This is a genomic window from Acidisoma cellulosilyticum, assembly GCF_020621385.1.
Taxonomy (GTDB): Bacteria; Pseudomonadota; Alphaproteobacteria; order Acetobacterales; family Acetobacteraceae; genus Acidisoma; species Acidisoma cellulosilyticum.
The window spans coordinates 227,168-252,688 of the sequence record NZ_JAESVA010000005.1 but is presented as its reverse complement, the minus strand read 5'-3'; the positions used below and the strand labels follow the sequence as shown (position 1 = coordinate 252,688).

General features: G+C 61.6%; 21 protein-coding genes. 14 read left to right on the top strand and 7 right to left on the bottom strand.

Going from position 1 to position 25,521, the window contains the following annotated elements; genetic code table 11:
- Nucleotides 1-102: 102 nt before the first annotated feature.
- From ACELLULO517_RS16095 to ACELLULO517_RS16070, 6 genes are all read right to left on the bottom strand, one after another.
- Nucleotides 103-1,383, bottom strand: coding sequence for a multidrug effflux MFS transporter (locus ACELLULO517_RS16095; RefSeq protein ID WP_227308431.1), 1,281 nt, complete (start codon nucleotides 1,381-1,383; stop codon nucleotides 103-105).
- Entirely contained in the window at nucleotides 1,383-2,123 is a 741-nt protein-coding gene (locus ACELLULO517_RS16090) for an SDR family oxidoreductase (protein WP_227308430.1), read from the bottom strand. The genes ACELLULO517_RS16095 and ACELLULO517_RS16090 overlap by 1 nt, the downstream gene beginning before the upstream one ends.
- Nucleotides 2,124-2,199: 76 nt before the next feature.
- A complete protein-coding gene (locus ACELLULO517_RS16085) occupies nucleotides 2,200-3,213 on the bottom strand; it encodes an aldo/keto reductase (RefSeq protein ID WP_227308429.1) in 1,014 nt (337 codons plus the stop codon).
- 136 nt (nucleotides 3,214-3,349) lie between these two features.
- On the bottom strand, nucleotides 3,350-4,243 hold the full coding sequence (locus ACELLULO517_RS16080; protein WP_227308428.1) for a LysR family transcriptional regulator: 894 nt from the start codon (nucleotides 4,241-4,243) through the stop codon (nucleotides 3,350-3,352).
- A gap of 565 nt (nucleotides 4,244-4,808) precedes the next feature.
- Nucleotides 4,809-5,987: a Gfo/Idh/MocA family protein gene (locus ACELLULO517_RS16075; protein ID WP_227308427.1), complete on the bottom strand. Its 1,179-nt coding sequence runs from the start codon at nucleotides 5,985-5,987 to the stop codon at nucleotides 4,809-4,811.
- 126 nt (nucleotides 5,988-6,113) lie between these two features.
- Complete coding sequence (locus ACELLULO517_RS16070; protein WP_227308426.1) at nucleotides 6,114-7,046, bottom strand: DeoR/GlpR family DNA-binding transcription regulator; 933 nt, start codon at nucleotides 7,044-7,046, stop codon at nucleotides 6,114-6,116.
- 147 nt (nucleotides 7,047-7,193) lie between these two features.
- Between ACELLULO517_RS16070 and ACELLULO517_RS16065 the strand changes: the two genes are divergently transcribed.
- The 9 genes from ACELLULO517_RS16065 (at nucleotide 7,194) to ACELLULO517_RS16025 (ending at nucleotide 18,132) form a co-directional block, all read left to right on the top strand.
- The gene (locus ACELLULO517_RS16065; RefSeq protein WP_227308425.1) at nucleotides 7,194-8,675 is read left to right on the top strand and encodes an amino acid permease; all 1,482 of its coding nucleotides are present in this window, start codon (nucleotides 7,194-7,196) and stop codon (nucleotides 8,673-8,675) included.
- Nucleotides 8,676-8,755: 80 nt separating this feature from the next.
- Complete coding sequence (locus ACELLULO517_RS16060) at nucleotides 8,756-10,165, top strand: NAD(P)/FAD-dependent oxidoreductase (protein WP_227308424.1); 1,410 nt, start codon at nucleotides 8,756-8,758, stop codon at nucleotides 10,163-10,165.
- Nucleotides 10,158-11,387, top strand: a complete 1,230-nt coding sequence (locus tag ACELLULO517_RS16055; protein ID WP_227308423.1) for an NAD(P)/FAD-dependent oxidoreductase — start codon at nucleotides 10,158-10,160, stop codon at nucleotides 11,385-11,387. Before ACELLULO517_RS16060 ends, ACELLULO517_RS16055 begins: the two co-directional genes overlap by 8 nt.
- Nucleotides 11,384-12,805: an FGGY family carbohydrate kinase gene (locus tag ACELLULO517_RS16050; RefSeq protein WP_227308422.1), complete on the top strand. Its 1,422-nt coding sequence runs from the start codon at nucleotides 11,384-11,386 to the stop codon at nucleotides 12,803-12,805. Before ACELLULO517_RS16055 ends, ACELLULO517_RS16050 begins: the two co-directional genes overlap by 4 nt.
- 1,226 nt (nucleotides 12,806-14,031) lie before the next feature.
- The gene (locus ACELLULO517_RS16045) at nucleotides 14,032-14,898 is read left to right on the top strand and encodes a response regulator transcription factor (RefSeq protein ID WP_227308421.1); all 867 of its coding nucleotides are present in this window, start codon (nucleotides 14,032-14,034) and stop codon (nucleotides 14,896-14,898) included.
- 169 nt (nucleotides 14,899-15,067) lie between these two features.
- Nucleotides 15,068-15,910 (top strand): response regulator transcription factor, encoded by an 843-nt coding sequence (locus tag ACELLULO517_RS16040; protein ID WP_227308420.1) that lies wholly within the window; start codon nucleotides 15,068-15,070, stop codon nucleotides 15,908-15,910.
- Between the two features lie 149 nt (nucleotides 15,911-16,059).
- Complete coding sequence (locus ACELLULO517_RS16035; protein WP_227308419.1) at nucleotides 16,060-16,329, top strand: hypothetical protein; 270 nt, start codon at nucleotides 16,060-16,062, stop codon at nucleotides 16,327-16,329.
- 94 nt (nucleotides 16,330-16,423) lie between these two features.
- The gene (locus tag ACELLULO517_RS16030; protein ID WP_227308418.1) at nucleotides 16,424-17,002 is read left to right on the top strand and encodes a hypothetical protein; all 579 of its coding nucleotides are present in this window, start codon (nucleotides 16,424-16,426) and stop codon (nucleotides 17,000-17,002) included.
- The gene (locus ACELLULO517_RS16025; protein ID WP_227308417.1) at nucleotides 16,999-18,132 is read left to right on the top strand and encodes a glycosyltransferase family 4 protein; all 1,134 of its coding nucleotides are present in this window, start codon (nucleotides 16,999-17,001) and stop codon (nucleotides 18,130-18,132) included. The genes ACELLULO517_RS16030 and ACELLULO517_RS16025 overlap by 4 nt, the downstream gene beginning before the upstream one ends.
- Nucleotides 18,133-18,141: 9 nt before the next feature.
- Here ACELLULO517_RS16025 and ACELLULO517_RS16020 read toward each other — a convergent pair whose 3' ends face one another.
- On the bottom strand, nucleotides 18,142-19,014 hold the full coding sequence (locus tag ACELLULO517_RS16020; RefSeq protein ID WP_227308416.1) for a glycosyltransferase family 2 protein: 873 nt from the start codon (nucleotides 19,012-19,014) through the stop codon (nucleotides 18,142-18,144).
- 233 nt (nucleotides 19,015-19,247) lie between these two features.
- On the opposite strand from ACELLULO517_RS16020, the gene ACELLULO517_RS16015 reads away from it, so the two are divergent.
- From ACELLULO517_RS16015 to ACELLULO517_RS15995, 5 genes are all read left to right on the top strand, one after another.
- Nucleotides 19,248-21,524, top strand: a complete 2,277-nt coding sequence (locus ACELLULO517_RS16015) for a GumC family protein (RefSeq protein ID WP_227308415.1) — start codon at nucleotides 19,248-19,250, stop codon at nucleotides 21,522-21,524.
- A 6-nt stretch (nucleotides 21,525-21,530) separates the two neighbouring features.
- The gene (locus tag ACELLULO517_RS16010) at nucleotides 21,531-22,982 is read left to right on the top strand and encodes a hypothetical protein (RefSeq protein ID WP_227308414.1); all 1,452 of its coding nucleotides are present in this window, start codon (nucleotides 21,531-21,533) and stop codon (nucleotides 22,980-22,982) included.
- Complete coding sequence (locus ACELLULO517_RS16005) at nucleotides 22,979-24,073, top strand: glycosyltransferase family 4 protein (RefSeq protein WP_227308413.1); 1,095 nt, start codon at nucleotides 22,979-22,981, stop codon at nucleotides 24,071-24,073. The genes ACELLULO517_RS16010 and ACELLULO517_RS16005 overlap by 4 nt, the downstream gene beginning before the upstream one ends.
- Nucleotides 24,070-24,843, top strand: a complete 774-nt coding sequence (locus ACELLULO517_RS16000) for a transglycosylase SLT domain-containing protein (RefSeq protein ID WP_227308412.1) — start codon at nucleotides 24,070-24,072, stop codon at nucleotides 24,841-24,843. Before ACELLULO517_RS16005 ends, ACELLULO517_RS16000 begins: the two co-directional genes overlap by 4 nt.
- 61 nt (nucleotides 24,844-24,904) lie before the next feature.
- Complete coding sequence (locus ACELLULO517_RS15995) at nucleotides 24,905-25,507, top strand: polysaccharide biosynthesis/export family protein (RefSeq protein ID WP_227308411.1); 603 nt, start codon at nucleotides 24,905-24,907, stop codon at nucleotides 25,505-25,507.
- Nucleotides 25,508-25,521: the final 14 nt, after the last annotated feature.

The following is a 25,521-nucleotide window of genomic DNA, read 5'->3' as shown; positions in this document are numbered from 1 at the left end:
TTGAACGGCGGCGGGGTCGCTTGCGACAGGCAGCCCCGCCGCTTTTTATATGGTGCCGGCATGACCGCAGGCGCGGTTTGATGAGGCAACCGCATCGCCGCTTCAAACGGTGGCGCGGATCTTTCCCGGTGCCGGCACAAGCAGCCAGGCGCAGGCCAGACTGCCGAGGCCGCATAGCAGAATGACGCCGCCCATGGGCCAGGGCGTGCCATCGGCGAAGGCCCCGACGAGGCCAGAGCTGATGATACCGCTGCCATATTGGATCGCACCGACCAGAGCCGACACGGTACCCGCACGTTCCGGCGATTGCATCAGCGCGCCCGCGATGGCGTTGGCGACGATAAAGCCGGCGATGCCGATAAAGACGAAGAGCGGCAAGGCGAGCCCGGCCAGACCGCCCCAACCGGTCCAGGCGTCAAGGCCGATCACCAGAGCCGACACAGCCGCGACCGCCGTGCCCATACGCATCAGGCGCGTGCCGCCAAAGCGCGCGACGATCCGCGCATTGATGACATTGGTCGCCATGATGCCGATGATGCCGGTGCCGAAGACCAGCCCATAAAGCTGAGGGCGCAGATGGTGATAGGTGATATAGGCGAAGGGCGTGCCGGCCAGATAGGCGTACAAGCCGCCGTAATAGAAGCCGACCGCCCCGGCATAGCCCAGCAATTGCGGCCGTCGCACCAGCGTCAGATAATGCAGCATCGCCCGGCCCAGCGGCTGATGGTTGCGCCGTTCGGGCGCCAGCGTCTCCGGCAGCGTCAGAACAGCGGCGAGCGTCAGCGCGCCCATGACGCCAAGGAGCCAGAAGATCGTCGGCCAGGACGAGAAGATCAAAATCTGTCCGCCGAGAATGGGTCCCAGCAGCGGCGCGATCGCCATGACGGTGATGAGTGTGGACAGCATCTGCGCGGCTCGCGCGCCTTCATACAGATCCCGCACGATGGCGCGGGCCAGAACCACGCTGGCGCAGGCGCCAACCGCCTGGACGACACGCCAACTCACCATCATCCAGGCGCTATCCGAGAGCGCGCAGCCGACCGAGCCGATGATGAACAGGACAAGCCCCGCGACGATCGGCATGCGCCTGCCGTAGCGGTCGCCGATCGGCCCCCACAGCAATTGCCCCAGGCTGAAGCCAACCAGAAAGCCGGAAATCGTCAGTTCCATCATACCGGGGCTGGCGCGCAAGGCCCGCGCCATGCTCGGCAGCGCCGGTAGATAAAGATCGGTCGATATCGAGGCGAAGCCCATCAGCGCGCTCAGGATCGCCAGCACGCGCAACCCGTGCTTTGCGACCTCCACCTTATCGCCGGGCATGATAGCGATAGTCGTCAGATCAAGCTGACTGCCATCAGTGTCAGAACCCGGCGTTGCAGACATCAAAATTCCTGTGCGGTGGGACGGAAAAGGATTTCGTTGATATCGACCTCGGCCGGCTGGCTGATGGCGAAGGACACGACGCGGGCGAAGCTATCCGCCGGAATGGCATAGGCGTCGTAGAAAGCCTGGACGTTTTTGGCGGCATCCGGATCGGTCACGCTTGCAGGAAGTTCGGATGTCACGGCGCCAGGAGAAATGATGGTCGTGCGGATGTTATGGGGCTTCATCTCCATGCGCAACCCTTCGGAGAGCATACGCACAGCGGCTTTGGTGGCGGCATAGACCGCGCTGCCCTGACGAACTTTGTGCCCAGCGACTGAGGAGACATTGATGATCTGGCCGCTTTTCTGCGCGATCATAGGCGGCAGGGCGGCGTTGATGCCGTAGAGCACGCCCTTGATATTGACGTCGATCATCCTGTCCCAATCCTCGATCTTGCCGCGCTCCAACAGGGAATGCGGCATCAGACCGGCATTGTTGACGATGACATCGACACGGCCATGCAGGGCGACCGCGCCATCCACCAGCGCCTTGACCTGCGCTGCGTCGGTGACATCGGTTTCGATGGCCGCGCCTTCGGGCAGGCCGAGTTCGGTCGCCAGCGCCTGAAGCCGATCGAGCCGGCGAGCGCCGAGGACGAGTTTCGCGCCCTGGGCGTGCAGCAGCCGAGCGGCGGCTTCACCCAGCCCGCTGCTGGCGCCGGTAATGACGACGACCTTGCCTTCGATATTCTGTGTCATGACTGCTTCCTTTATTGTCTGAACATGAAAGCCCAAGCACCATGACTGGTGCCTGGGCTTTCAGCCGCACTTTAATTCAGCGGCCGGTGGTCGCCATCAGATGAGCCGGATAACGCTCACCTTCGACGTCTATCGCGGCGAGCGCCTGATTGATGGCCGTCAGATCATCGGCGCTCAACAGGATATCGGCAGCCGCAATATTTTCTTCCAGGCGGTGCAGCTTGGTCGTGCCGGGAATAGGCACGACCCAGGGCTTTTGCGCCAGAAGCCAGGCAAGCGCCAATTGCGCCGGGGTTGCGCCCTTCCCGGCCGCCAGGGTCTTCAGCAGAGCGATCAGCGCCTGGTTCTTCTCCATCGCTTCCGGCGTGAAACGCGGCAGCATGCGGCGGAAATCGCCCTCGCTCAGCTTGGCGTCACCGCCCATCGCACCGGTCAGAAAGCCCTTGCCGAGCGGACTATAGGCCACGAGGCCGATGCCCAATTCCTCGCAGACTTCCAGAATGCCGTTGCTCTCGGGGCCACGCGTCCAGAGCGAATATTCGTTCTGCAAGGCGGCCACCGGCTGCACCGCATGGGCGCGGCGAACGGTCTGGGCGCCGGGCTCGGACAAGCCGAAATGCCGCACCTTGCCGGCAGCGATCAGATCCTTCACCGCGCCGGCGACATCCTCGATCGGCACTTCGGGGTCGACGCGGTGCTGATAGAAAAGGTCGATGACCTCGATGCCGAGACGCTCCAGGGACGCCTCCGCGACCGCCCGGATATGGTCGGGACGGCTGTTCAGCCCGGCCATTTTGCCGTCGACGATCCCCGCCATTTTGCCGTCCACGATATTGAAGCCGAACTTAGTCGCGATCACCACCTGATCGCGTATCGGGGCCAGCGCCTCACCCACGATCATCTCATTGGTATAAGGCCCATAGACTTCGGCGGTATCGAAAAAGGTCTCGCCGCGCTCCACCGCCTGCCGGATGAGCGTGATGCTCTCCGCATTGCTCAGCGCATGGCCGTAACTGAAATTGAGCCCCATGCAGCCGAAGCCGATGGCCGAGACCTCAAGCCCACTTTTGCCCAGTATACGCGTCTGCATCGTCTCGTCTCCTTACCGTCGCGGCACAAAACCGCCCAGGTTCGGACAATAGAGGATGCCTCGTTCATTCATTAGACAGCTGAAACCGCATGAAACGATATCCATTATTCATGAATGGGCTCAACCGGCTCAGGCGTCAGCCGCGATAGCGCAGCGCGTCGACCAGAAGCGCGAATGCGGCGGAGGGTTGCCGGCGGCTGGGGTAATAAAGGTGATAACCGGGGAAGGTCGGGCACCAATCTCCCAGCACAGCGATCAGGCTTCCGTCCGAGAGTTGGGCCTTGACCTGATCCTCCATAACGAAGCCGAGACCGAAGCCGGCAAGTGCGGCGCGCATGACCATGCTGATATTGTTGAAGACCAGCGGACCGTCCACGCGCACCCGCAACTCCCGCCCGTCCTTCGCCATCTCCCACGCATAGAGGGCGCCAGACGTCGGCAGACGAAAGTTGAGGCATTGGTGATCCGCCAGATCATGCGGCGTCTGCGGGATCGGATATTTGGCGAAATAGGACGGCGCGCCGACCACGATCATACGCAAGGCAGGACCGATGCGCACCGCAATCATGTCCTTGGCAATGGCTTCGCCCAGCCGCACGCCGGCGTCGAAGCGCTCCGTCACGATATCGGTGAAGCTGGAATTGACGCTCAACTCAACATGGATATCGGGATAATGCGGCAGAAATGCCTCCAGCGCTGGCCAAAGCACGCTCGTCGTCGCATGTTCGGAGGTCGTGATGCGGATCGTCCCGGCCGGCTTGTCGCGCAAGTCGCTGAGCGAGGTGAGTTCAGAACCGATGCTGTCCAGCGCCGGCCTGAGCGTGCCGAGCAGCCGTTCACCGGCTTCGGTCGGCGCGACGCTCCGCGTGGTGCGGGTCAGCAGGCGCACGCCCAAGCGCGTTTCCAACCGCCGGATCGTATGGCTCAGCGATGACTGGGAGGTGCCGAGCTTGGCAGCGGCGCGCGTAAAACTCTGCTCCTCGGCGACCGTTAGGAAGGCATTGAGGTCGACCAACTCCTCACGTCTCATTCATGAACCTCAGATATAATTCTGAGAGACTCATATCAGATAAATGAGACCATACAGCAGGTCGAGCTTCGGTAATCCTTAATAAGAGATATATGATTGGAAGAGGAACGCCGATATCGCTGAATCGTATCGGCATTATTCATATTTGATGTCGTTTAGCGTCAAAAAAACGGCAAACAAAATGGCTTTCCATCAAAAGATTTTATCTAGAAACGATCTGTCATATATTTCTGGAAAGTTTTTTTCAAGTTGCATCGTCAACATGAAAAATCCTGTTGCGCCGCGGCGGGGAGAGATTGCGGCCCTCCCCGCACCCAGTTCAGAGTTACGACGACTTACCTAGTCAGTGGCGTCGCCGCGGCACCATTACGGTAATAGCTAACCAAGGGTAAATCTAGTCTCATTTGAGGCTCGAAATACTTTCCGCCCGGCCCGTTGTCGGTTCATCCTTCGCCGGGCTTAACCCTCTGCTTTGACATCGACATTTCTCTCACGCCTGGCGCGGATCGCGTGAAAACACGCGTGGCTTGCGCAAAACGAAAGATCCCTCGCCTGCTCCACCGGTTTAACGCGCGCTGTCCGGGCTGACCCAGGTCCCGCCCTGGGCGCTCGATGCGATGGCGGCATCGATAAAGCGCATGCCGATCAGCCCCTCACCGATGGTGGCAAGTTGCAGGCTGTCCGGCGCTGCCGCACGGCCCTCATTTCGCGCCGTCATCTGCTCGGCCATATCGGTGTAGAGCTGCGCGAAAGCCTCCAGATACCCTTCCGGATGGCCAACCGCCGCCCTTGGCTCATAAGGCCGCGGAATACCACCGAGCATCACACCGGCGCGGCCCAGGCGCTGCGGCGCCTCCCCGAAGCGGGTGAAATGCAGGTCGTTCGGCTGCTCCTGAAACCAACTGATGCCGCCCGTCTCCCCATAGATACGCACCCGGATGCCATTGTCATTGCCCGGCGCGACCTGTGTGGCCCAGATCATCCCGCGCGCGCCTGACCCATAGCGCATGAGGATATGGACATTATCGTCCAGCTTCCGGCCTGGCGCGAAGGCCGTCAGATCGGCGCAGATCGCGTCCGGCAGCATGCCACTGACGAAACTGGCAAGATGATAGGCATGGGTGCCGATATCGCCCACGCAACCGCCGGCGCCTGAGAAGGCAGGATCGGTGCGCCAGCCCGCCTGCTTATTGCCCGTTGCCTCCAGCGGCTCCGTCAGCCAGGACTGCACATATTCGACATTGACCAGCCGCACGCGGCCGATCGCCCCGGCCGCGACCATGGCACGGGCCTGCCGCACCATCGGATAGCCGGCATAGGTATGGGTGACGCCGAAAATGCGGCCGGTCTGCTGCTGCACCCTGACCAGATCCTCGGCCTCCGCCGTATTCAGCGTCAGCGGCTTGTCGCAGATCACATCGATGCCCGCTTCCATGAAGGCTTTGGCGGGACCGTGATGCAAGTGATTGGGCGTGACGATGGCGACGACGTCGATGCGGTCTGGACGTGCGGCCTCGGCCGCCACCATCGCTTGCCATGTGTCATAGCTGCGGTCGGGCGCGATATGCACTTCGGCCGCCCCCTGACGCGCACGATCGCGGTCCGAGGAGAGCGCTCCGGCGACGAGTTCGAAACGGTCATCCAACCGCGCGGCGATACGATGCACGGGTCCGATCAGCGAGCCGGGGCCACCACCGACCATACCCAGACGGAGACGGCGTGAAACGGTGCCGGGAGAAACCATTCTTCTTGTTCCTTGAACGTTTCCCGGATCGTCCAATGAATTCCCGACCGCGGCAAGTCGCTGTTCAACGATGCCTGTCTTGCGATGCCCGTCTTGGGATGCCTGTCTTGCACCTAGCTGCCCGACCTAATCCTCCGCAGACGCCACGATGACCGCCACCCGGGACGAGGTCAGCATCTCCGCCAGCTCACCTGAGGGCGCCAGGTCCGTCACCAGCCGCGTCACCGCTTCAAACCGGCAAACCGTGATAAGCGCCTGACGATCAAACTTGGAACGATCGGCAAGAATCGTCACTGTCCGTGCCCTTGCGATCATGGCGCGCGCCAAGGAAGCCTCATCGACATCGTAATCCATGACCCGGCCATCGGCGCCGAGGGCACCGACGCCGAGCACGACATGATCGGCGTTGAAATGCGCCAGTTGCTCGATGCAGAGCGATCCCAGGATCTGACCGGAATCGCCACGGAAAGCGCCACCCAGAACAAAGATGCGGTTTTGCCCTGCCCCCGCGGAGATCGACGTTGCGATGCGGTTGGAATTGGTGATGACGGTGATATCGGTTTTCGCCGCGAGCGCGATCGCGAATTGCTCGGTCGTGCTGCCGGTATCGATCATCACGCTGTCGCCCGGCTGGAAGAGCCCGGCGGCTGTCAGGCCGATGCGCCGCTTCGCCTCCATGTTCAGCTTCTGCCGCTCCTGAAAGGGCGGCTCGTTGCCCGGTCGCGGCACAACCGCACCACCATGAACGCGGCGCAACAAGCCGGCATCGTCAAGACGCGCGAGATCCCGGCGAACGGTTTCGCGAGACACGCCAAAGCGACCGGCAATTTCCTCGACCGCCAGACTCTCGCCCAGACGGCTCATGTCAAGAATTGCGTTTCTTCGCTCAACCGGACTCAAAACCCGCTCCAGAAAAATCCCACCGCTTAGATATAGGGAGCTTGCATTGCCGAATTGTGTCAAGTAGATGACTGAACGGGCAGTGATTTGCTGATTCGATATGACCGAACGGTCAAGCTCGCGCGACGACAGGTTGCCGTCCGTCAGGATTGGCCGCATTTTCGATACGACTTGGCATTATATAGACAATTCCAAAATCATCAGAGCTTTTATTGTTGGAAGATGCATTTCTTTTGAGAGGTCGCACCAATGTCTAGCCCTTCGGACAGGGACATACTTGCCGCGGACGCGGAATCACTTCACAAAATGGGCTATGCGCAGGAATTGTCACGCCGGATGGGCGGCTTTTCCAATTTCGCCGTTTCGTTTTCGATTATCTGCATCCTGGCGGGCGGCATCACCTCCTTCCAGGTCGGCTTCAGCACCGGCGGCGGTTTCACCACCATCATCGGCTGGATCGTCGGTTGCATTTTCGCGCTGATCGTCGGCCTGTCGATGGCGCAGATCGCTTCCGCCTATCCGACGGCGGGCGGGCTGTACCACTGGTCATCGATCCTGGGCGGACGCGGCTGGGGCTGGGCCACCGCCTGGTTCAATATGCTTGGCCTGATCTTCGTGATCGCCTCCGTCAATGTCGGCGTCTACAATCTTTTCATCGGCCTCATACTCGGCAATATTTTTGGTATCGATACGTCCCATTGGGGATTCGCGCAGCAGACGATTGCCGTCGTCATCATCACGCTGTCGCAAGGCCTGTTCAATCACTTCGGCATCAAGACGACGACGAAGCTGATCGACTTCTCAGGCTATCTCATTCTGGTCGTGGCGATTCTGCTGACGCTCGCCATGCTGTTCGGCGCATCGCATATCGATCTGTCGCGGCTGGTGAGTTTCCACAATAATTCCGGTGCGCCGGGCGGCAATATCGTGCCGCATAGCGCCAACCCCTTTTATCTGTTCCTGCTCGCCTTGCTCTATCCGCTTTATACCGTCACCGGTTTCGATGCGTCCGCGCATACGTCGGAAGAGACGATCGACGCGCGGCACAATGTGCCGAAGGGCATGCTGAACGCCATTATCTGGTCGGCAGTCTTCGGTCTGGTGATGGCGGCTGCCTTCATCCTCGCCATGCCCGATCCGGTGAAGTCCGCCGCCGATGGTGGTGCCGTCATCCTCAACCTTCTGGCCGCCCTGCCCGTCAATCCGGTGCTGAAGGATATTCTGTATATCGGCATCGTGGTGGCGAACTACCTCTGCGCGCTGGCCGGTGTCACCTCGACCTCGCGCATGGTCTATGCCTTCTCCCGTGACGGCGGTCTGCCCGGCCATAAGTTCTGGCGTCAGGTCAGCCACAAGCACCGCACGCCGGTTCCGGCGATCTGGCTGACGGCCGTGCTGTCGATCGCCGCGACCCTCTACTCCCCCGCCTTCGCGGCGCTGGCAGCGGGCTGCGCGATGTTCCTCTATATCTCCTATACGATGCCGATCGCGGCCGGGCTGTTTGCCGAGGGCAAGACCTGGACCGAGTTCGGGCCTTTCCGCCTCGGTGTCTTCTCCAAGCCGCTGGCGGTCATCGGGCTGATTGGCGGCCTGGTGATCATCTATATCGGCACGCGCCCGCCCAATGATATTCTGGACAGCTATTTCATTGGTCTTCTCGTGCTGCTGGCGATCGTCTGGTTCGGCGTCGCGCGGAAGCATTTCCCCGGTCCCCCGATCGGTGCTGCCGCGGTTGCCGCCCGCGCCCAGGAAATCGCGGCCGAAGAAAAGGCCGTGGGCGAGGTCTGACCCTGCCGCCCCGATTGTCCAGGCCGTCACGCTCAGGCGGCTTGGACAATCGGCTTGTCTCACCAGATTGAATCGACGCTATGAACAGTCATCTCCACTCCGCAGATCGCCAGGATGTCGCGGTCATCGGTGCCGGTGTCGTGGGTTGCGCCATCGCCCGCCGCTTCGCCCTGACGGGTGCGCGCGTGATTGTCATCGAGAAGGCCGCCGATATTCTGGCCGGCGCCAGCAAGGGCAATAGCGCCATCCTGCATACGGGTTTCGATGCGCCCAGCGGCAGCCTGGAATGGCAATGCATGCAGGCGGGCTACGCCGAATTCCTCGACATCCGTGAGCGCCTGGGCCTGCCGCTGCTGCGAAGCACCGCGATCCTTGCCGCCTGGACCGAGGATGAGATGTCCAAGCTCGACCAGATCGCCGCCAAGGCCTGGAAGAATGGTGTCACCGATGTGCGCCCGCTCAGCCCTGCCGAGGTGCTGGCGCGGGAGCCGCATCTATCCCGCACTCTGCTCGGCGGCTTGTTGGTGCCGGGCGAATTCCTGATCGACCCCTGGTCGACACCGCTCGCTTATCTTCATCAGGCGATTGCCAATGGCGCGACGGTGCTGCGCGAGACGGAAGTGCTGTCGGGTCGTTTCGACGGTCAGGCTTGGACGCTGGAGACCAATAGGGGCGCTGTCTTGGCCGAGACCGTCATCAACGCCGCCGGTCTCTGGGGCGACGTGGTGGACGACCGGCTGCAGGTTGGCCGAACCTTCGACATCCGGCCGCGCAAGGGCCAGTTCGTGGTCTTCGACAAGGCCGCAGCGCGCCTGCTCTCCGCAATCATCCTGCCGGTGCCGACGGAACGCACCAAGGGCATTGTGCTGACGCCGACGATCTTCGGCAATCTTCTGGTCGGGCCGACGGCGGAGGAACAGGCGGACCGCATCCACGCGACCGTGGAACAGGCGACTTTGGAACAGCTGATCGCGAAGGCGCAGGCCATTCTGCCGGCGCTGGCCGATATGCCTGTCACCGCCACCTATGCCGGGCTGCGGCCCGCGACGGCGCATTCCGAGTATCAGATTCGCCATGACGCGGCCCACAACCTGATCGTCGCCGGCGGCATCCGCTCCACCGGGCTGACCGGCGCGCTCGGCATCGCGCAGCATGTCGCCAAGCTTTATAACGAGCGGCACCCGCATAAACGGCCGGAATCCAACGCCATCTGGCCTACTGTTGCCCTGCCCGTCCTGGCCGAACATGAAGCGCGCGACTGGACCAGGCCGGGTTACGGCGAGATCGTCTGCCATTGCGAGCTGGTGACGAAGCGGGAGATCGAGGCCGCGCTGACGGGCCCGCTGCCCGCCGGCGATAGCAGCGGCCTGAAGCGCCGCACCCGCGCGGGCATGGGCCGCTGCCAGGGTTTCTATTGCCATGCCAGGATCGCGTCCCTGACCCAGGGCCGTTTCACGACCCCTCTGGCGATCGGCTCGGTCGATGCGTGAGATGATCGACGTCGCCATCATCGGCAGCGGCCCGGCCGGCCTCTCGGCCGCCATCGCGCTGCGCAAACGCGGTCTGCGGCAGGTCGTGGTGTTGGAGCGGGACAGCGAGGCCGGCGGCGTACCGCGCCATTGCGCCCACCCGCCCTACGGCTTACGCGAATTCGGCCGCATCATGACCGGGCCGAGCTATGCGCAACGGCTGGCGGACGACGCCCGCGCGATCGGTGTGCAGATCCGCCTTCTGCATAGCGTCACGCAGCTTCTGCCCGATGGGGTGCTGGAAATCGCCACGCCGAACGGCCGGCAACGCTTGCAGGCGAAGCGCGTGCTGATCGCGACCGGCGTGCGGGAAACGCCGCGCTCGGCCAGGCTGCTGTCCGGCGACCGGCCGCTCGGCGTCCTCAATACCGGAGCGCTGCAAGCCTATATCGCCCTGCAAGGGCTGATCCCCTTCCGGCGCCCCGTCATTCTGGGCAGCGAGCTTGTCAGCCTCTCGGCGATCGCGACCTGTCGGTCCCACGGCATTCGTCCTGCCGCCGTCATCGAGACGAATGCCCGCCCGACGGCGCGCTTTCCGCTGACGCTGCTGCCCCGACTGCTGGGGATTCCGGTGTTCCTGGGATGCGCTGTCACGGCCATTCACGGCACTGACCGCGTCGAAGCCGTCACCCTCCAAAGCACGGATGGCGGTACGACGCGGGATATCGCCTGTGACGGCGTGCTGTTGACCGGGCGGTTTCTGCCCGAGGCCTCGCTGATCCGCGCCAGCCATTTGACACTGGACCCGGCAACCCAGGGCCCGGCGATCGATCAGTTCGGCCGCTGCTCGGACCCCCGCTATTTCGCGGCCGGCAATATCCTGCGCGCCGTGGAGACCGCTGGCTGGAGTTTTCGGGAAGGACAGCGCATCGCGCATTGTCTGGCGGCCGATCTGGAAGGCCGATTGCCATCGGCATCGGCGAGCTTGGAGATTAGGGCCGGCGATAATCTGAAGCTGGTCCTGCCGCAGCGCCTGACCTCACCCAGCAAGGCCCTGGGCAAGCAGACGCTGGAGTTGCGGGTGGCGCAAGGCGTCACCGGGCGGCTGCGCCTGCGACACGGCGACGTCACCCTGTACGAAAGGCCTCTCACGGCCCTGCCGGAGCGGCGCATTCTGATCCCAATCGGCGCCTTGGATCTGGCGAATCTGACCGGGACCATCGTCGCGGAGATCCTGACATGACCAGTCCCCGGATCATCGGGCTGGACCAGGGCACCACCAGCACGCGCGCTTTGGTGCTGGAACCGGGGATGCCGCCGCGCATCGTCCACGCCGTCCGGCATCAGCAGAGCTTCCCCCAGCCCGGCTGGGTCGAGCATGACCCGCTTGAACTGCTCGCCAATCTTCGCGCCTGTCTGGATGCGGCGGGCGAGGCTGAGGCCATCGGCCTCGCCAACCAGGGCGAAAGCTGCCTTGCCTGGGATAAGGTCACGAAGCAGCCGCTGTCGCCCGTCATCGTCTGGCAGGACAATCGCACGGCCGGGATGGTCGCGGCGCTGACGGCTGCCGGTGCGCTGACGGAGACGCTGGCGCGGGCCGGCCTTCCGCTCGATCCCTATTTCTCGGCGAGCAAGCTCGCCTGGCTCATGACGGAATTGCCTGAGGTGAAAACGGCGCATCGCGCCGGCCGCCTTTGCCTCGGCACCACGGATGCCTTTTTTCTCCATCATCTCACGGACCGCTTCGTCACGGATGTGACGACAGCGTCCCGCACATCCCTGATGAATCTGGAAACCGGCGATTGGGACCCGGTTCTGTGCGATCTGTTCGGCGTGCCGATGGACTGCCTGCCGGCGATCCAGGACAGCGCCGGCGATTTCGGCCGGGTCGCGCAGGGGCCGATCCGCGCCTCTCTCGTGGACCAGCAAGCGGCCCTGTACGGCCATGGCTGTCGCGTGCCGGGTGACGCCAAGATCACCTTCGGGACCGGGGCTTTCGCGCTGGCGGTCACTGGACAGACCATCGTCAAACGACCCGAGCGCGGGCTATTGCCCACCGCCGCCTGGCGGCTGGCGGGACAGACGACCTATGCCGTCGATGGCGGCGTCTATGACGCGGGCGCGGCCGTGGAATGGGCAAGACAGCTGGGCTTGTTCGCCGATTTCGATGAGCTGTCTGCCTTCGACGCCCCGCCCGCGATCGCGCGCGGCCTCGCCTTCGTGCCCGCCCTCTCCGGTCTCGCCTGCCCCTATTGGGACCGCAGCGCGGGCGCGGTCTGGATCGGCATGACGGGCGGCACGACGCGGCGCGACATGGTGCAAGCGGTTCTGGAAGGTGTCGCGCTGCGCGCGGCGGAGGTGATCCGGGAGATTGACCGCCAATTGCCGATTGCCGGTGCCATTCGCATCGATGGCGGCGTTGCGCGGAGCAATTACTTTTCCCAGTTTCTGGCGGATGTCCTGAACCGTGACGTCCTGCGCATGGATTTTGATGAATTGACCGCGCTTGGCTGCGCGACGCTCGCCTGCCCGCGCGACATCACCAAACCCTTTGTCTTGCGGGACAGCGGCAGGCTGTTCGCGCCGCAGACGGGCGAAGGGTCCGGCTGGACCTCGCTCTTCGCCGATGCCGTCTCCCGGAGCCAAGGCTGGCGACGGTAAGGTTGGCGACAGGGAGCCTGGCGAAGCGGTATTGCCGAAGGTGCCGTCACGCTGGCTGAAATTGCAGCGCGTGCAGTTTCTTTGGTTGCCGCGTTTCAAGAAAAGCAACACGACTTTATCAAGGTGCTTTAGTTCAAAGCTAAACGAATTGGCAAACTCTCCTATCAGGACTGTCAATTCACGTTCGGCATTGCGAGCCTGCGATTCGCGGTGCCGATTGTAGCGCGATCATTCCGCAACCCCATCAGCACACGCCAATTTGATGACGATCACAAAAAATCAAGTCACTGCCTATTATGCTGGATTTGATTCCGAAATTTGCACGACACCTGCCGCCAGCGGTCGCGTCTATCCGAATCGTCAAGCTAGACCGTCGCAATGCACCCGGCCCAAGTTTCTCCAGCCCGGACGGCAGGACAGATATCTCACGACGGGGTGAACCCGCTTGCGCGCCAAACACAAGCCCTCGCCGCAACGAGAGATATTTTCTTGAAGGATTTCAATAGATAGACAAGGAATTCTATGACGCCGTCGCAGGTTATCCCTGTCTGTTCACCGATATTTTTTGAATTGGCACTGCCTTTCTGACGGCATTAACAAATTGATGCCATAAATCAGTGGCGTCTGACGGCATGGTTGCGGAGCCGGCTTGGTGTTCGCAGCCTCTTGATCTCAACTTTTAAATATAATTGTGCGAATCACCTGATCTGGCCTTCAAATTCCTCACAAAACCAAAATAAAAACACCGAAAATCGATCAAAAACTCGGCATTTTTATTGAGAGAATTACAGACCATGCCACTGTCTCTTGGAAAAATGACAAGCATATCGCTCATACGACGCATGTATGTTCGTTTAGTTTTGCAATCATCTCTTTTATGACTTTGGCAATCAGACTCTAATATTTCTGCGATCTTGTCAGTGCCAGCATTCCAAAAAATAGAATTCACACATTTGTGTTAAATAATAATGCCTGAGGCTTATCGGTCAAAAGGGTTAGTGTTTTCGCACTAGCTCAAAAGGCAATCCCTCTGGCTAGACGTGAGAAGGCCAATAAATTTTTACGCTTACGCCTTTAATCCGCCACACTGGGGCTCTTTTTAGCCAGGGATAGGCTGGTCACATAAAAAATTTCGTCTCTCCTGCATCCAAAACCCTATCCTAGGTGTAAGTCTCAGGGCCGATTGGCCCTAAGGACGAAGACAAGGCGGATGAAAGGAGCCCCGTTTGAGGCTTTCGCCGAAAGCGCAACAGCAGGATGGCTGCGACTGCAAGAACATGACGCTCCCGCGCTCTCCCGATGACGTCCTACCGGGAGAGGCCACCGGGAATTGGTTTGAGGAATACAATGCTGTGAACATGGAATCCGACGATTCTGAGCGAATCCGGAATCATACTATCGGGCTGGACGAGCATGCATCCTCGCTGTCGCTTGATGCGGCATCCTTGTCCATGCTTTGGGTCGATGCTGCCCGGCTAAGCCGCGAATGCATTACCAATGCAGTCATGGTCGCTCAACCAGGTTTTATGATTCACGCTGTTAAATCCCTGGAAGAATGCCTCAGCCAGGAGGGATTAAAGCCGGAATTGGTCGTCTATTATTCGCACGCAGAGGAGACGGTCGACATTCATGCGATCGAAGCTCTGCATGCTGCCTATCCTGCGGCACGCCTTGTGGTTCTGTCAGACGCATCGACGCTTGACCCTGCCTTGGTGCGCCATGTTTTATCCCAAAATGTGGCGGGCTTCATTCTTACCCGGCGAACCGGATTGCAGATGGTCGTTTCGGCCATCAGCCTCGTCCATTCCGGTGGCACTTTCGTGCCGCGAGATTTCCTGTTCATGGAAGGAGCACCGTCAAATACCAACGGAATCCGAAAGACAACAGAGAACGGGCGGTTCACGCAGCGCGAGCTTGCCGTGTTGGAGCTTATCCGCCTGGGACAGCCGAACAAGCTGATCGCCGAGGAACTCGGCATGAGCGCGAGCACAGTCAAAGTCCATGTTCGTAACATTATGCAAAAAATGGGCGTCGCCAATCGCACGAAAGTTGCAATGGGCGCCGAGGACTTTCTCAAAGAGAGATCCGCATAGATTTATCAATTTCGTTAATAAATCAACTTCTTGTTAACTTTATTCACCAGTCCGTGACGCCTAATGGGGTAGCTCTTTTCCTCAAACGGGCAATGTCAAAAATCAAACTAGTCAGAAGGCTAATTCATAAAATCTGACTAGTGCAAATGCTGCTAGTGCACTTAATTGTATGACCAGCATTTTTTTATGGAGACAGCTAATGGGTCAAGCGTTTCGTCAATTCGATCGAGTTTTTCCGCAAACCAGCCAATCGAATGAGGAGCTGATGCAATCGACTGCTGAAACATTGTTCAGCAACTCTGCCCATTCGGACGATAGCGGCTCATCCTCCGATCAGATCCGCGGTCAGGCTACCGTTATTGCCTGGATCGATTCCTATGCCCTGACACGTGACTGCCTGTCGAAAGTCATGTCGGATATGCAACCAGATTTGTCGGTTCAGACCTTTGCGTCTGTGGAGGATTTTCTCGCCACTGATGATGCGGACGTCGATGTCGTCATACTGTATTCACATCGCGCGAATGACGCGTCCCTGCAGGAAATCACAACGGTTTGCGAAGCACTCGAAACCATTCCGGTGATCGTCCTGTCCGATCTGGAAGAAAGCTATCAGGTCAACACCATCCGTGACGCGCTTCGCGCCGGCGCCAGTGGCTTCATCTCCACCCGGAGCATGGGCCTTGGCATGACGCTCTCCGCCATCCGCTTCGTGCAGTCCGGCGGCACCTTTGCCCCGCTCGATATTCTTCTGTCTGACGCAACCGCAGCGCAGGCCCCGCAAATCGCCCAGGACGCGCCCTACCGTCTGACGGCAAGGCAGCGGGATGTGTTGGCCCAGCTCCAGCAGGGCAAGGCCAATAAAATCATCGCCCACGAATTGGGTATGAGCGAAAGCACGGCCAAGGTTCACATCAGGAATATCATGCGTAAGATGGGTGCCACGAACCGGACGCAGGCCGCCTTCAATGCCCTGAAGCTGTACCCCGAGAGCGAAACCCGCTCGGCCGTCTAAGACCGTCATTCGACGATCTCAGGGCCGCTGGGGCGGCCCACCACTTTTCAAAACCATCCCGTAAAAAGCTGATCCAGGCGCTCATCCCATTGCGCTGATCCGGCCGCATATCTGGCCGGGAAGCAGGCGATGCGGATGCGCTTTACCCTTTGCTGGCCTGCGTGCTGGCGAAGGCCGCTTATACTGGCTTCCGCCATTCGGCTCGTCCCTTCAACGGACTATTGCCTTTAGTGATTATAGATCCAAGCCTTGTTCAAGGAGGCCTATTTTTCTATTCCCAAAGCTATCTTAAGCAAGACGAGAGCGCTGATTGGGCAATGATGGGCGGTAAACGATTCAGGGAATTTTCGGCAAAGCCCGATGCGTCAATAGCAGCTGTTGCAAAGACAGCAGCCCTGCAAAGCCTGGTTTTGGGATAACGAGCATGTCAACAAGACCATTAGCCTGGGTAAGGTGATGCCGGGACGCATCCGTGTAGCCTGGGTGGATCAATGTCAATTGACCCGAGAATGCATGAGCAAAGCACTCTCGCAAGGCGCATCGCCGATCCTGGCAGTACCGTTCGACGACATCGGCAGCCTTATCGAAAAACGGGCCCGATTGGAGATCGATCTGATCGTATTGCATGCCCAGACGATGGGCGATCAATTGCCGCAGGATATTGCGGCTCTGCGTGCGGCCGATCTTAAACAGCCGATCATTCTGGTGACCGGGGATGAGGCAGGCGACCAGATGGCGAATGTCAAAAACTCTCTTCGTCTCGGTGCCAGCGGCCATCTTTCCAGACAGTCGACCGGCATAGATCTGGCCATTTCGTCTTTCGCCTTCGCTCATCAAGGCGGCACCTTCGCGCCCATCAACCTTTTGCTTGCCGACGGGCCGGATACACGGAAGTCCTTGCCCGTTCGGCAAGGCGAGCCGTCACAGGAACGGGTGATGCCGGAAGCATCCTTAACCGGGAATGCGATGTCGGGACGTCACCCGCTGGTCGGTTCAGACGGAAACACGCGGCGCGGCGCGGCGCGTGTCGGCGCCGGAAGACCGGCATTGCGGCTCGCGTCCAGCGCGACCGGGACGGAGGACAAGGCATGAGCGGCAATCTGAAACGTTACCTGAGAGAAGGCTATCTCGCTGGCTGCTCCGCTTGGACCAAACATAGGCTCGGCACCGGGATCAACCCACGGCGCTTCGATCGCGTGGCGATCGTCGCCGCCTATGGCAAGCAGAACGGCATTACGCGCGGCGCCTTTCTGCAATGGCAGGCGCTGCGCCGCCTCGGGATCGACGCCACAATGGTCGATGCGACGCCCGGGCTGCGCAATCCGTTCTATCGCCTGCCCCATGATCCAGCGACGGCCTATATTTTCCATTCGGGCGCACCGCAGACGGCCAGCCTGATCGGCGCGGTAATGCCGCATGCCCGCGACGCCTATCGGATCGGCTATTGGGCCTGGGAATTGCCCGATCCGCCGCCGGATTGGGCCGGTTGCGACGACAGCCTGCACGAAATTTGGACGCCGAGCCGTTTTTCACGCGATAGCCTGGTGCGCATGATGCGGAAACCGGTCGAGGTGGTCCCGCATTACCTGCCGCCGGAGCCAGCCCGCCTTCGTATCGACGGTGCGCCCTTCACCGTGCTGACCATGGCGGACAGCCGGTCCAGCCTGTCGCGCAAGAATCCGGAAGGCGCGGTACGCGCCTTTGTAGCTGCTTTCGGACAATCGACCGACGCCCGACTGCTGCTGAAAATTTCGGCGAAGGATGAGGAATTGCAGGCCTTCGACGCGCAGCTTGGCGGCCTGCTGAGCGCACCAAATATCGAAATCATCCGAGAGTTCATGACCGAAGACGCGCTATCCGCGCTCTATGCAAGCGCGGATGTGCTGCTATCGCTTCATCGCTCCGAAGGGTTCGGGCTTCCGATGCTGGAAGCGCAGGCCCATGGCGTGCCGGTCGTCGCAACCGGTTGGTCCGGCAACATGGATTTCACAACGACCGAGAACAGCATCCTGGTGCCCTACGATCTGGTGCCCGTGGACGACGCGGCCGCCGTCTATCGTGGCAGCCACTGGGCCGAACCCGATGTGACGGCAGCGGCCGATGCCTTGCGGCGCCTCGCCGACGACAAGGCGCTGCATACCCGCCTCGCCGACGCGGCCTATCGCGGCTGCGCCGATCAGCCGATTGAATTTCCGCTGGCCCCTGTGGCCTTGGCTGCCTGACCCTTCGGATCAAAGCTCCAGCACGCGCTCCGGCGCCATGCGGCGGCGGATGAGATCAGAAAAAGCGAGCAAATTGCCGCGCAGGCGCCCACGGCGATCGACATAGGGTTCTGGGCGCGCCGCCCGCGCGATATTCATCGCGAGATTGCGGCCGATATGCTGGATCGCGCGGCCGAGCGGATAGCCGGCCCCCTTGCCGGCGAGATAGAGCGGATTGGCGACTTGCGAATAGCCCAGGCGCAAGCCCGAATTCCGGCCGATCTTGACACCCAGATGCACGCCAACCGCTGCCTCCACCTTCACGACGCTGCCGAAGGCCGCCAAGCGTCGCGACAAATCGACATCCTCCTGCCAGCCATACAACGGCAGCCGCTCATCGAAGGCGATCGCATGGGCGCGCATCGGTGCCAACCTTACGGCCATATTGCAGCCATAGCCGGAGAAGACAGGCGCGATGACATCCTGATCAGCCCGATCCGCCCGAATGGCCTGCTCTGCTTCCGCCACGCGCAGGCCCGGCCCGCCGATGCCGTCCGCGATCACCCGGCCTGTCGCGACCATGATGGTCGGATCATCAGCCATCGCACATTCGATCGCGGCGACGTAATCCGCGGCCATGACGAAATCATCGTCCAGGAACAGCATGGCATCGGCCTCGGGCGCCGCCGCGATCAGCGCATTGCGCTGCCGAGGCAGTCCCGGGCGGGACAGCATGATCTCGACACCGGCCAGCGTCTCCAACCCCACGACATCGGCCGGCTTGCTGCCGCAGACGATGATGCGGTCCGGACGCCGCGACTGACGCAGAATGCCGATCAAGATCTCGCGAACGACATCCGCGCGACCGACGGTCGGAATTCCGATCACAAGATTAAGCGTCATCGTAAACTCCCTTGCCTGCAAAGCGGGACCTCGATCCTAGTCCAAGGCGCCCGTGCAAAGCTAAAATTTCGACTTGGCTAGTCTAGCGTTCTGGCCAGGTCGATCTAGCCAAATTGATTAGGGGCGCCCTTCGTTCTCCTCCACAGGAATGACCGAGCAAATTCAAACACCGATGCTAATCTATGTGGAGAGATTGACGACCAGTTGGTTCGCGCAGCAGGACAAGTTCGCCTATGCAGGATGAGAATTTTCAGCGATCGCCTATCGAGGCCAGCCAGCGCCATCACGTCGCGGCCAGACCCGTCATTGACCCGACGGCCGCCATCGAACCCATTGCCGTGCCCTTCGGGCGCCTGGGGGCGGTCTTGCGGCGGCGTCTATGGATCATCGTCCTCGCCCTCATCGTCGGGCTCGGGGGCGCCTTCCTGTTGGTTCAGCGGATGCCCAAGCAATATACCGCGCAGGCCTCGCTGCTCATCTCCCCTCAGCGCACGCAGGTGAGCGACCTTCAGGCCATCTCCAATGATGCCGAGGACACCGAGAGCCTCATGCGCACGCAGATCGATATTTTGAGCTCGCCATCACTGGCACTCGGCGTCGTGCAGGCGCTCGGTCTGACCAAAGATCCCGAATTCATGCCGCATGCCGGCGGGCTCAGCAGCCTTGTCCAGACATGGATGGTCGATCTTCACATCGCCAAACCGGTGATCAGCCCGCCGCTGACCCAAAGCGACCGTGAATTGATCGCGTCCAGCATTCTCAGCGGCAAGATGAGCTTCTCCAATCAGGTCCATTCCCGGCTGCTCGGCATTGCCGTGACAACGCTCGACCCCACCGTCAGCGCCCGCATCGCCAATGAGCTTGCGAAGCAGTTCCTGGCCTTCGAGGTGCAGGAAAAATATGCGGCCATGCAACGCGCCCATGACTGGCTGCAGGGTCAGATCGGCTCGCTCGCGCAGGAAGTGCAGCAGAAGGACAATGCCGTCGAAGCCTATCGCGTGGCCCATGGTCTGGCGGAAGCATCACCCTCGCTCCAGAACAACAGCGGCAGTGCGCAGGAGCAGACCGTCAACCGGCAGCAGCTTGATGCGACCAGCACGGAATTGGTGCAGGTCTCGCGCGATCTGAGCGAGAAGGAAGGCGAGCTTGTCCAGGCCCAGGCGGCGTTGAAAGGTCATATGTCGCCGTCCGATCTGCCGGCGGTGCTGGCGTCGCCCGTCATCGCGGAACTGGTACAGGAATCGGCGGTCGCTTCAGCCCGCGCGTCGGAACTCAGCTCCACGCTCGGAGCGGCCAATCCCGAATTGCGGTCGGCGCGCGCACGCGCCTTTACCTTGCAGAATCAAATCAGCACCCAAATGGCCGCAATCACGCGCAGTATCGCCGTGCAGGTGAAGGCCGCCCGCGACCAAAAGGCGACCTTGCAAGCGCAGCTGGATCAGCTGCGCGGGGCGGTCGGCAATGAGAATGCGGCGGAGCTTGGCCTCAATACGCTCGAATCCCAGGCCCAGGCGACACGCAACCTCTATGAAAGCTTCCTGACCCGCGCGGCCCAGCTTGCCAATGTCGCCGGCATTCAGGAGGCTGATGCCTCGCTGGTATCCGGCGCGGAGCCTCCGCTCGGGCCCTCCTCCCCGAAGCGCACGCGGATCCTGGCGGTGGCACTTATGCTGGCGGTCGCCGTCGGTGTCGGCATCGCCATCCTGCTCGAACGCCTCGGCGGCGGCTTCAGCCGGCCCGAGGAGATCGAAAGCGTCCTCGGTCTGCCGCTTTTGGGCATGCTGCCCGCGGTCAGCCGCAAGCGCCCTGTTCTGCGCGGCGGGCGCGGGGCTGCGGCGGAGGTCGCGATGACGGCATCGCTCAACCGCCTGCGCGGTCAGATGCGGGTCCTTGGCGACGCGCGGCCGCAACTGCTGATGGTGACCTCCTCCCTGCCGAAGGAAGGCAAGAGCGTTTTCTCCGCGCGGCTGGCGCAGAATATGGCCGCGGCCGGCTGGCGCGTGCTGTTGCTGGAATGCGATTTCTGCCGTCCCTCCCTTGCCGGCTATCTCGGCCTCACGGAAGGGCCAGGGCTATGCGAAATTCTCTCCGGCCTGAGCATTGGCAATAGCGACCGGATGATAAGGCAGCCCGAAGCCAATCTTGACGTCATTCTGGCCGGCCGTGTGCGGTCCGACAGCCAGGAATTGCTGGCATCATCCCGCATGCAGGCCATGCTGGCCGATGCGCGCAATCGCTATGACCTGATCATCCTGGATACGCCGCCGGTGCTTCCGATCGCGGATGCTTTGGTTCTCGGTCAAAATGTTGATGCAACCATAGCCGTGGTGCAATGGGAAAAGACGCCGCGCGATGCGGTGAAGGATTCGATCCGCCTGCTGCGTGACAGCCGCATTCCGGTGATGGGTGTCATGATGACGCAGGTCAATCAGAAGAAGGCCGTTCTGGCCGGCGGGCGGATGTCTTACCCCTTCCGGCACTACGAAGGCTACAACACGTCGCGCGCCTGACCGTTCATGGGAATCACCTTACTCGGCATCGTGCTGCTGCCGCTGGGACTTGTTTGGGCAACCAATCCGGTCCGGCTGCTGCAACTCGCCTTCGTCTCGGCCATTTTCGAGGCCGGCGCCGCCTTCCTGTTCGGCAGTTTCGGGTTGCAGCCGGCGCTGGTGCCCGGGCTGATCTTCGTGACCTATGTGTGCGCGCAATATGCGCTCGGGATGCGCTACAGCGGCGAGGGCCAGGTTCTCAGGACGATGACGCCGCTCATCGGTCTTCTCGTCTATGCCGTCCTCTCCATCCTGTTTCTGCCGCAGGCTTTTCAGGGCCGCATCATGGTCTGGCCGCAAAGGCCCGACTTGCTCGATCCCGGCTATGTGCCGCTGAGCTTCACCTCGGGCAATGTCACGCAGACGCTCTATCTGGCGCTTTATGCGATGGTCGCCATCTGCGCCGCACTTTTGGTGACGCGCCCCGGTTTCCGGCACTTATCCTTGCTCCGCGCCTATCTGCTGGGCGGCTATCTGGTGATCGGTATCACCTTCTGGGATTTTGCCTATCGCGTGGCGCATGTCCCCTTCCCGGCGGCCTTGGTCTATTCCAACCCCAACTGGGCCATCGTCGACCAATCGCTGGGCCCGGTGCCGCGCATTCAGGCGACCTTCTCGGAACCGGCCGCCCTCGCCTTTTATCTCTCCGGCCTGTTTTTCTGCTGCCTTTGGCTGAATGCGAAAGGCCGGCGGATCATGCGGGTCGATATTCTGCTCATTCTGTCGATCTTCGCGATGCTCCTCTCCACCTCCACGACCGGCCTTCTGACCCTCGTCGCCGGCTTTCCGATGATGATCGCTTTCGCTGCTCTATCGGGCAATACGGCGGCCATCGGGCGCCTGCTCAAAAAAGGCAGCATGCTGGCGATTGCCGGCATCGTCATCGTCGGTCCGCTTCTCATCCTTGTGCCATCGCTCCAGAACGCGGTGAACGAAGTTGTCACTTCAACCCTATCCAAGGGAGACAGCGAGTCCTATGAGGAGCGCAGCGGGCTTGATGGCGCGGCCATAGGCACGCTGACGCAAACGGACGGGTTGGGCGTGGGCTGGGGCAGTTTCCGGGCGTCCAGCCTTATCCCGGGCCTGTCCGCCAATGGCGGGATCTTCGGCCTGCTCATGGTGCTTGCGCTCGCCTGGCAGGTAACAGGGCTGATGCGCCGCGCGGGCCGCCAGAACCACGAGCATCCGGGCAATGCGGTCTTGGACGGTTTCGGCGCCGCGCTCTGCGGTCAGTTGGCCGCAGCCCTTGTTTCCGCACCGACGATCAGCGACATCGCCTTCTACCTTCAGCTTGGCTGCGTCACGGGCACAGCAGCCCGCATGCTGCAGGAAAGCCGTTCCGTGAAAAATTTTACGATAAAGCAATCAAATTCCGCGATTCTCGCTGAGAGCCGCAACAAGGGAGGCAGTTTCGCATGATGACCGGTCCCGTCTATGTCAACGGACGATACTTGTCCCAGCCGGTGACGGGCGTGCAGCGTTTCGCCTCGGAAATTGTGCGCGCGATCGACGGCCTGGTGCAGAACGGCGAATGGCCTTTGACCACCCTTCTCACCCCGCCGCTGAAGGCTGAGGGGGCTTTGGCCGGCGATGCGTCAGACAGTTTTTTGCCAACCCGCTCCGTCGGACGTCGCAAAGGACAGCTTTGGGAGCAGATCGATCTGCCGCAGGCGGCCCGTGGCGGCACCTTGATCAATCTCGGCAATACCGCCCCGCTGCTCGGCGGCAGCAGCCAGATTGTCGTCATCCATGATGCCGGCGTCTTCGACACGCCCTATTCCTATTCCTGGAAATTCCGCCTCTGGTATAAGAGCCTGCAACATGCGCTGGCCCGCATGGGCACGCGCATCGTCACGGTTTCGGAATTTTCCCGCCACAGAATCGCGGCCTCTCTCGGCATCGATCCCGCCAGGATTGCGGTGATTTACGAGGGCGCCGACCATATCAAGCGTATCCCCGCCGATGAGACGGTGCTTCCGCGCCATGGCCTGACGCCAGGCGGTTACGCCCTCGTCGTCGGCAGCCGTGCCGCGCATAAAAATCTCGGCGCCTTGGACAGGGTTGTCGAAGCGCTCGGCCAGCGCGGCATGGTGGTGGCCATGACGGGCGGCGCCAATCGCGCTGTCTTCCAGGATACGGCGGATCAGGCAGCGCTTTGCCATTTGGGCCGCGCCAGTGACGCAGAGCTGCGGGCCTTGTACGAAAATGCCGCCTGCCTGCTTTTCCCGTCGCGTTATGAGGGTTTCGGCCTGCCGCCGGTGGAAGCGATGATCTGCGGCTGTCCCGTGATCGCAACGCGCGGCGGCGCGGTCGAGGAGATTTGCGGCGAGGACGCGCTGTATTTCACCATGGACGACCCTGCCTCGCTGGTCGGCGCCGTCGAACGCATGCTGGATGAGCCTGGGCTGCGCGACGATCTCTCCAGGCGCGGGCTGCAGCGTGCGCAGAAACTCAGCTGGATGGCCTCGGCCCGACTGCTGTGCGATGTCGCCGGGCGCCGGGCGGCATGACCCGTCGTTCGTTGAAATTCCTCTCCGTGCTCGCCGCATCGGCCGGCGTCTCCCTCGCGGCACCCTGTGCCGTCAGCACGGCTCAGGCGGGCCTGCTGGACAGGCAGGAGGATGCGAGCCAGGTCTGCGGCGATGCCGTTCAGGCGGCCGAGGCGCAATATACCTTGCCCGCCGGACTGCTGTTTGCGATCTCGGAAGTGGAGTCCGGGCGGCCAGTGGGCAACGGGTCGACCCGTCGTCCCTGGCCCTGGACCGTGCAGGCCGATAATCAGAGCCATTTCTTCGCGACCAAAGCCGCCGCCATCGGCTGGGTGGAACAAGCGCAGGCGCAGGGCATCACCTCGATCGACGTCGGCTGCATGCAGATCAATCTGATGTACCATCCCAATGCCTTCCGGACGATCGCGGATGCCTTCGACCCGACGCATAATGCCAATTACGCGGCACGCTTCCTGATCTCCCTGCATGAGCAGACGGGCGACTGGACCGAGGCCGCCGGGCGCTATCATTCGCAAACCTTGGCGCTCGCCTTACCCTACCGGCAACGCGTGGAGGCTATGCTCAGCGGCAAAGCTGCGGCGCTCTCCCCCCAGGATAGGCGGCTGCTGGAATTGCAGACGGCCTGGAATGCGACGCTGGGCGGCGGCGGAAACGCCCCCAGCCAGCCGGATCTCAGCGGCAATTGGGGCGGGCTCGCAGTCCCGCCAAAGGCGAGCCTGGCCAAGCGCCACCTCGGGACCCGCCCCATTATGCTAAGTGACGCGCATTGAATGCACGTGGTTACAATACAAATCCCAACCTCTCTAACGAAACTGGAACCGGGCGGTGGCCATGATGACCCTTCTCTCTCCCATCCTGTCCGCATCGCGCAGCGTTCCGCTGCGTTTGCCGGCGATCGGCCTTGCGGCCTGCCTGGCGCTTGCCGGCTGCGCCCCCGGCTCTGACCTGGCGCCGCTGCCGCAGACCACGGCCAAGACCTATACGCTGGGCACGGGCGAGGAAGTCCGCGTCGTGATTTTTGGCCAGACCCAGCTGACGGGCCGTTTCACCATCAATGACCGCGGCAATATCTCGGTGCCATTGCTGGGTGACGTGCCGGCGAAAGGCAAGACCACGGACCAGCTGGCCCAGATCATTGCGACCGATCTTGAGCAGCGGAAGCTCCTCAACAACCCGAGCGTGACGGTCGAGATTTCCAAATACCGACCGGTTTTCATTCTCGGTGAAGTCGTGAAGCCGGGACAATATCCCTATGAGCCGGGGATGACGGCGCTGACCCTGGCCGCCATCGCCGGCGGCTTTACCTATCGCGCCCAGACCAATGATTTCTCCGTCTTGCGCAAGATCGACGGCCAGACCGTCGAAGGGCGCGCGCCGCGTGGTGCGGAAATCGAGCCCGGGGATGTCATGACCGTTTTCGAGCGTTATTTCTGAGCGAAACGGCAAGC